We start from the raw sequence: 7,119 nt of genomic DNA, 5'->3' as shown, positions 1-7,119 counted from the left end.
CAGTCACTTCTTGGGGTTTATGTCCTAGTACAATTGGCGATAGCTATAATACCAATTCACGAGAGTGCGATCGCACTCTCGTGAATTAAAAACTAAAGCCAGTAAGGGTTTTCAAAGCTCAAAATGGCGTAGCCATTTTGAGCTTTGGTATTAGAAACTACGCACATCTTGCGGTAAAAAAGCGCGATCGCTGGGTAACATCGCCACGGGTTCAGTGAGCGTAAATTCTGCTTTCAGAATCCAATCTTTGAGGGTTTTAGCCGCTTCTTCCGATAGATGTAAACTGGCAAGGGGTGCAGTACGCACCGTAGAACCCGCGATCGTGATTTTGCCTGACTTGAGTTGAGCATAGGAAACCGAACCAAAAATCGGACGCACTCGCCGAGGAATAGAGAAGTCTATCACTGGCGCAACCAACTCTTCATCAAGTACTGCGGCTCTAGCAACCACTTCTTCATTAATTACAGGAAGGGGAACAGCCACACCCATCATTAAGGATGCACCATAATTACGAAAGTAGCAACCACGCACCCATTCCGCAGTCATTTGTTTGGCATCGCCAATCAGAGCTAGAGTTGCCGCTGGTCCTATGGGAGTGCGATTCTCTAAGCGCTTTTGTAATGGGAAATGCTGGGTTCCTTCCCATGCCACATAGCCGATGCCCCCGCCCATAAATATGCGCGTGCCAATACCAATTAACTGCAAATCTGGATCGTTCCATAGTGGCGAAATCGCTCCAGGATTGGAATAAACCGCATTCCCCAAACGGGGCTGAAGAGGACCTAGATAGGTATATAGAGTCTCTTCTCCTCCATTAACTCCCACAATAAAATTCTGATAAAGATTACGAGGATTAAATAGATAGAATTGATTGATCGATTCTTTCGTAATCGTGGTTTCAAAATTAGCTCGGGGATAGCAATCATTGGGATGTCCGATCGCTTTAAAGGTCAATGTTTTGCCAGCAATCAGATCGGCGATCGCATGACCACCACCGCGATATTGAGGAGATTCGTCGGTAGGATCGGCTTCTTGGGTTGCTCCTAAATAGATATCGACAGCACCAAACCCCGCGTAGGCAGGTACACCATCAATCCAACAAGTGCGAATCTTAATTGGAGGATCGGTATGCCCCAAATTAAGAATTGCTCCCGATGACTCCATTGGCTCAAATGTACCAGTAACGATCACATCCACCTGTTTAGCAGCTTGAGTAACACCGATATCCAGAACAAGGGATTTGAGTTCGGTAGCAGTGAGTACTTTAGCCTTACCAGCTTTGATTTTGGCGTTAATATCAGCGATCGTTTGGGACATAGGACTTTGCTATATGGCAGTTATCTAGCAATATAACGCTTTACGCTCCATTAAAATCCAATATATTTTTTGAAAGTGCTGCAAAGCAGCACTTTCAAAAAATGGCAATCCTTTAATTCTGCCTAGCTACTTACAAAGACCAGCCATTAATTGATAGATTGCCAGCATGGATGCGATCTAAGGCTCGTTTACCGCCCCATCGTCGAACAATTTTATCGTCATACTCATCAGCTATTTCCATTACGGCTTTTACCGAGGCTTCTAATTCTTTTATGTCACAAGTAGAGCCTACAATCGAATGTTCAAAGAGAATTTCGCTGTCTGGAGAGATCCCAAAAGCCCCAAAAATCATTTTGGCATTTTCTTCCAGCAAATAACGCATTAGTTCTGGTGTTAATACCGCACCAACTACTACATACGATCGCGTATTAATCACAGCATCGTCTTCATCCCAAGGGAAAATCAAAACCTCTACAAGCGCCGATCCCATAAATACGCCTAAGCCTGGAATATCTTGACGTGCACAGGGGCATTTCCCAAATATCTCTTGCATCCAAGTTACTACTTTTTCATAGCAGACTTCTTGAGCAGCAGTTTGAAATTTCAAGTTATTTGCCTCCAAAAGTGTAGAAAACTGTATGAGTTTGGCAATCAATAGTGACAATTAAATTGATCATATAAATTGATCATAGTGATCATAGATTAATCAGACTATACCCATACACAGCGACATTTTCATAGGATTTTAGAAATATAGCAGTAGCCAGTTATGTTATGACAAAAACAAAACCCAGAAGAGTGTTGCGGCGCGATGCACCGCAACACTCTTCTGGGTTTTGTGTCTTAACTTATTTGGCTATAGCTATACTTAACTCTATTTACTCGAACTAAGACAGATCGAAATTTGCGGTGGCTAGACGGCAATTAAATCAATGAAACCAAATAACGTCCGCCCTAGCATCTTGTACATTAACACCTTGTACTATGATGGATAAATCTTAAGAGATACCAAAAATTTGCCTTATTACTTCTTGCGTTTAGGAGGAAACATAGTTGGCTAGTCGCTTTTTATTTACATCTGAATCAGTTACGGAAGGTCATCCCGATAAAATCTGCGATCAAATTTCCGATACGATTCTCGATACCTTATTGGCTCAAGATCCGCGATCGCGTGTCGCTGCCGAGGTTGTGGTAAACACAGGTCTGGTCTTGATCACTGGGGAAATCACAACTAAAGCGCATGTCAATTACGTCGATATTGCTCGTAAAAAAATTGCTGAAATTGGTTATATCAATGCTGACAATGGATTTTCCGCCAATAGCTGCGCGGTGATGGTCGCACTTGACGAACAGTCTCCAGACATTGCCCAAGGCGTAAATGTTGCCCTCGAAGCCCGCACTGGTGAAGAAGAAGACGCAGCTCTGGAAGCGGTTGGAGCTGGCGACCAAGGGATCATGTTTGGGTTTGCTTGCAATGAAACCCCTGAGTTTATGCCCATGCCGATCGCCATTGCTCACCGTTTAGCCCGCCAGTTATCGGTAGTGCGCAAAAATGGCACTCTGTCCTATTTACGTCCCGATGGCAAAACCCAAGTCACGGTGGTTTATGAAGATAATAAACCAGTGGCGATCGACACGATCCTGATTTCTACCCAACATGATGCCGCGATTGACGACATTAGCGATGAAGCTAAGGTACAGGAAAAAATTAAAGCCGATCTCTGGACGCATGTAGTTTTACCAAGCTTTGCCGATACATCGCTCAAACCTAGCGAACAAACTCGCTACTTAGTAAATCCTACAGGCAAGTTTGTGATTGGTGGTCCTCAAGGTGACTCAGGTCTAACTGGTCGCAAAATTATTGTCGATACCTATGGTGGTTATGCACGTCATGGTGGCGGTGCTTTTTCGGGTAAAGATCCGACAAAGGTCGATCGCAGTGCTGCCTATGCCGCACGTCATGCAGCCAAAAATATTGTAGCGGCAGGGCTGGCTAGCAAATGTGAATTACAAATTAGCTATGCGATCGGTGTGGCTCGTCCTACCAGTATGCACATTGATACCTTTGGCACTGGCAAAGTCGATGAAGAGACGTTGCTCCGCCTAGTGAAGGATCATTTTGATTTACGCCCTGCGGCAATTATCAAAAATTTTGATTTACAAAATTTGCCTAGCGATCGCAAGGGACGCTTTTATCAAGATGTGGCTGCTTATGGTCATTTGGGACGCAATGATCTCGATCTGCCATGGGAGCGTCTTGACAAAGTGGAAATCTTGCAAAAGAACGCTTAAGTTTACATAGCAAGAATATATAAAGGGTACTAAGACATAAACCCCACAAATCGACTGGCGGGGCTAAGCGCCGCCAGTCGATTTGTGGGGTTTGATTTGTCCTAAGTTAAAAAATGAGAAATGGCTACGCCATAAAACCCTAAAGATGATTGGCGGCGCTAAGCGCCGCCAATCATCTTCCTCTCTCTCTGAGCATGAGCGAAATCACGACGATCCTGAAGGCTTGGCTTTTAGGAACACTGCTTCAGTTTGTTTGGCGAGGTTGTCCCATGCAAATCTTTCTTTGAGTTCAGCCTGAGCATTATTTGCTAGGGTATTTGCATAGTCTGGATTTCGCAAAATTTCAATGATTCCGTCAGCGACAGAATTAGCATCATTGACCCTTGTGACTATGCCTGTAATTTGATGGCGGACAACTTCAGGTAAACCACCCGTATCGGAAACTACAAGGGGGATTTTGGCGGCAAAACTCTCAAGGGCAACGATCCCAAATGGCTCGTAGAGACTGGGGAAAACGGCGCAATCGGCAACTTTCTGGAATTCCCAAAAATCTTCATCTGCCATAAACCCAGTGAATAATACTTTGTGATAAATACCAAGATCCCAAGCTTGACGTTGCAGGAGAATTGAATAGGCATCGCCAGTTCCAATAATTACTAATCGGACTTGGTCATTCATTGCTGCCAGCACCTTAGGCATGGCATTTAGCAAAATATAAATACCCTTCTCATAGGTGATGCGTCCGACAAAATAGACGATCGCTTCTTCTGGTTTGGCATACTTGGATCGGAGTGATGCAAGATCTAACTGGCGATAGGCAGCAATATTTTGCCAACGTTCAACACTCAAACCGTTATACACCACATCTGTCTTTTCGGGCGGGCAATCTAAAGCCCTTTGCAACTCCCCACGCATATATTCGGAACAAACAATGATGCGCTGAGATGCCTTTGTTAAGCGAATTTCTTTGTGATGAATATATCGTTGAGTGTCATTATGAATTCCATTACATCGTCCATATTCGGTAGCATGGATAGTGGTCACAAGGGGAATGGTAAATTCATGATTCAGGGCGATCGCCGCTTCTTCAACTAACCAATCATGGGCATGAATTAAGTCCATAGGATTAAGTGTCAAGAACTCTCTCGCAAAGTCCAACATATGAGCATTCATCTGCCCAACCCATTGAAAAAAGTCTTTGTCTGCTTGAACGGGAACGCGATACACATGAATACCATTAACGATCGCTTCTAAAGGCTCGCCGTCAACTGCGACCGTGATTAAATAAACTTCATGTCCGCGTTTAACGATTTCAGGATATAGCTCTGCTACATGACGAGAGATTCCTCCAATGATGCGTGGTGGAAACTCCCAAGCTAGAGCAAGAATACGCATGATATTTAAGTAATATTTTGATTGATATTGTGATTGATATTGTGATTGATTAAAGCGACAATCAAGTCATAAAAGAGATACATTGCTTTGTTTTCTCCCATAAGCAAAATGTAAAATCTAACTGCGATTTATTTTTGCTTTGCTTACGTTTATCCAACACATAGGCAATGTACTGCAAGTAATAAGGCTTATTTAACTATAGCAACTATCTAGGTAACTAAATAAGTGGGCTTAATTAAATATAAAACCCTAAAAATTGGTATAACACTAGGTATAACGAGGGATATCGATCTTTATGTTTTTGCGCATAGCTGCCAATTACTGCTACGGCAACGTGTTTTGCTTGACCAAGATGAGTGACTCATCTTTTGGGGTTTGATTTGACCAAAGTCAAGTGACTGTAGCTATAAAATGGGAGCGCTATTTAAAAATAGCCATAGACCTTAACTGGCAAGGATTAGAGCGCAAATTCATGGCAAAGCAAAACTTAAGGCTTTATAGCGAAATACTAAGAAATGCCTCAAGATTATGTTACGCTCACTGCATAATTTGTGATACCTTGCATGAAACCGTGTGAATTGTGACAGGAGGCAGTTATGACAGAAAACAAGAATAAAGAAGCATTTGAGCGTGTCACTCAACAAGTTGGAGAGACTTGGACAAAGGTACAGCCGCAATTACAAGCGCTATTACTAAAACTTGTGAAAAGCTTGCTGCCTACACTGCGCAATCTGCAAACCAAGCTTACCCCTTCAAAGGTTACGACAGAAGGACAGCCCGAAACCGCTACCGCTGATATCTCTGGCAATCCTACCCTCAATAAAGTTTTGCAAACAGGACAGGTATGGTCAGCTAAGGCGATCGCTGGGTTAGTCAGTGCCTTAACAAAACTTCAACAAAATCTAGAAGGTCAGGAAAGCACCTCAGATGCCAATGGTGAGGTTGCTGGACTGCTAAATGCCTCTACTGAAGCGGATTCTCCGCTAGTAGCGCAAGTTAAGCAGGAATTTGGCATTGCTTGGAAGTTTGTGAAAGAACAAGTAACTCCCAAAATTTTAGGATTCCTCCAGATTTCCGTGGACAAACTCGATCCGATCGCCACCAATATTTGGCAAAAAGCCTCAGCTAAGGCAGCTTCAACCCCAAGTTTGGTCAATTCTTGGGAAAAACTACAAGAAAATGACGCTTGGAAAAAGACGGTTACGGCTACGGCTCCAATTTGGCGTTCTATGAGTAGTATTGCGGGACAGGTTCCCCTCTCCGATGAAATCAAGCGGATTCTCGATAAGCGTGCTGGTACGATCGCTTTAGTGACCCTATTTTCGCTACTGATCCTTCTCAAACCATCCCATGCCCATAGCCAAAACCTGAAAAAGGTGGCAACTAGCCCGACGGCAATTAGCCAACCTAGCAATAATCCCCAAAAGCAACCAGTTAATAAGGACTTGGTTAAGCCAGAGCGTGGAGATGTACCGCTAACTGCTGAGCAAATTGAGATCGCCAAAATCCAAACCCAAGTTGCTGAAGTTGCCAATCAGTACGGCGAATCATTGCTGGGTTCTGTTCAGACCAACTTTAAGCGCGGACGCTTGATTGTAGCTCTCAATGAGGGATGGTATCAGCTAGAACCAACTCAACAGAGCCAATTGGTAAAGGATCTGCAAATTCGTTCGCAATCACTCAATTTCAAGAAATTATTTGTCGCTGATGCCGAAAATCATCTGATTGCCCGTACACCTGTTACTGGCAATGAGGTTGTCATTCTGAGACAGTAATTTCAAACGTCTCATTAAATCTCATGGCAGAAGCAAAGGATCAACGACATCCGCAGTACACCAAGGATCGGCAAATTGTTAACGAATTGCTGGCGCAATCACGTCAGAGCAATCGTGACTATGCCGATCTTGGTCGTCTGATCGTCCGCTATAAGGGATTTGTCGGAGCAAGGGACATTCAAACCGATCTATTAAAGATCTTGAATAATTGGCAATTAACTGAGGAAGAATTATTTGTAAAAACCAGAGCAATTCATGCGGTGGGGAAGGTTTATATGGCGCAGGATGAAGGACAGGATGACTGGGCATAGAAAATTAATGTATAGCTACAGTCACTTGA

At 43.5% G+C, this 7,119-nt stretch carries 6 protein-coding genes; 3 read left to right on the top strand and 3 right to left on the bottom strand.

The genetic code is table 11. The features are described from left to right. Positions 1 to 150 precede the first annotated feature (150 nt). Both AC805_RS07560 and AC805_RS07555 read right to left on the bottom strand, forming a co-directional pair. Positions 151 to 1,317: a homocysteine biosynthesis protein gene (locus AC805_RS07560; protein WP_055074853.1), complete on the bottom strand. Its 1,167-nt coding sequence runs from the start codon at positions 1,315 to 1,317 to the stop codon at positions 151 to 153. A 130-nt stretch (positions 1,318 to 1,447) separates the two neighbouring features. Then, positions 1,448 to 1,924, bottom strand: coding sequence for a T3SS (YopN, CesT) and YbjN peptide-binding chaperone 1 (locus AC805_RS07555; RefSeq protein WP_055074852.1), 477 nt, complete (start codon positions 1,922 to 1,924; stop codon positions 1,448 to 1,450). Between the two features lie 446 nt (positions 1,925 to 2,370). Here AC805_RS07555 and metK point away from each other — a divergent pair, with 446 nt between their 5' ends. Further along, positions 2,371 to 3,609, top strand: a complete 1,239-nt coding sequence (gene metK / locus AC805_RS07550) for a methionine adenosyltransferase (RefSeq protein WP_055074851.1) — start codon at positions 2,371 to 2,373, stop codon at positions 3,607 to 3,609. A 204-nt stretch (positions 3,610 to 3,813) separates the two neighbouring features. On the opposite strand, the gene AC805_RS07545 is transcribed toward metK, so the two are convergent. Further along, entirely contained in the window at positions 3,814 to 5,004 is a 1,191-nt protein-coding gene (locus tag AC805_RS07545; protein WP_055074850.1) for a glycosyltransferase family 4 protein, read from the bottom strand. Positions 5,005 to 5,600: 596 nt separating this feature from the next. Between AC805_RS07545 and AC805_RS07540 the strand changes: the two genes are divergently transcribed. Next, positions 5,601 to 6,779, top strand: a complete 1,179-nt coding sequence (locus AC805_RS07540; RefSeq protein ID WP_055074849.1) for a hypothetical protein — start codon at positions 5,601 to 5,603, stop codon at positions 6,777 to 6,779. Between the two features lie 23 nt (positions 6,780 to 6,802). Further along, positions 6,803 to 7,090 carry a DUF3288 family protein gene (locus AC805_RS07535; protein ID WP_055074848.1) on the top strand — a complete coding sequence of 96 codons (288 nt, stop codon included), beginning with the start codon at positions 6,803 to 6,805 and terminating at the stop codon, positions 7,088 to 7,090. Positions 7,091 to 7,119 lie beyond the last annotated feature (29 nt).

Origin of the sequence: Pseudanabaena sp. 'Roaring Creek' (assembly GCF_001402795.1) — a bacterium.
GTDB lineage: Bacteria > Cyanobacteriota > Cyanobacteriia > Pseudanabaenales > Pseudanabaenaceae > Pseudanabaena.
Note: the sequence above shows the minus strand (reverse complement) of the source record. Positions and strands in the feature narration are given on the sequence as shown.